Raw genomic sequence first — 801 nt, forward strand, 5'->3', positions numbered from 1 at the left:
CTAATTACTTACATTGTTACTGACGGTGCAGGTGACACTCAGAGTTCTACCCTAACCATTTCAGTAACACCGGTTTCTGATTTAAGTGATGATAGTGAAACTGTCACGATAGCTGAAGATACAATTGCTACAGGTAATGTGCTTGATAATGCAGAAACAGCTGATGGTCCACTCACGGTAACGAGTTTTACTGTTGGTGGGAATACATACAATGCAGGTGATACGGTTACCCTTGCTGAAGGTGAAATTACCTTAAATGCAGATGGTAGTTACACTTTTACACCCAATGACAACTTCAACGGTGCTGTGCCAGTGATCAGTTACACCATTACCGATGGTGCTGGTGACACAGAAATTTCAACTTTAACAATTTCAGTAACACCAGTGTCAGATTTAAGTGATGATAGTGAAACTGTCACTGTTGCAGAAGATACAACAGCAACAGGCAATGTTTTAGACAATGCTGAAACAGCAGACGGTCCAATGACCGTCACCAGCTTTAGTGTTGGTGGGAATACGTACAATGCAGGTGATACGGTTACTCTTGCGGAAGGTGAACTCACCTTAAATGCAGACGGTAGCTACACTTTTACACCCAATGACAACTTCAACGGTGCCGTGCCAGTGATCAGTTACACCATTACCGATGGTGCTGGTGACACAGAAATTTCAACTTTAACAATTTCAGTAACTCCAGTTTCAGATTTAAGTGATGATAATGAAACCGTTTCTGTCGCAGAAGATACAACCGCCACAGGCAATGTTTTAGACAATGCAGAAACTGCCGATGGTCCAATGACC

General features: G+C 42.4%; 1 protein-coding gene. It reads left to right on the plus strand.

The genetic code is table 11. From position 1 onward, the window contains the following. Nucleotides 1-801, plus strand: an 801-nt coding sequence (locus H4J62_RS19930) for a tandem-95 repeat protein (protein ID WP_182231379.1), incomplete at both ends; no start/stop codon positions are given.

The sequence above is a fragment of the Colwellia sp. BRX8-5 genome (assembly GCF_014077325.1).
In the GTDB taxonomy this organism is placed as follows: Bacteria; Pseudomonadota; Gammaproteobacteria; order Enterobacterales; family Alteromonadaceae; genus Colwellia_A.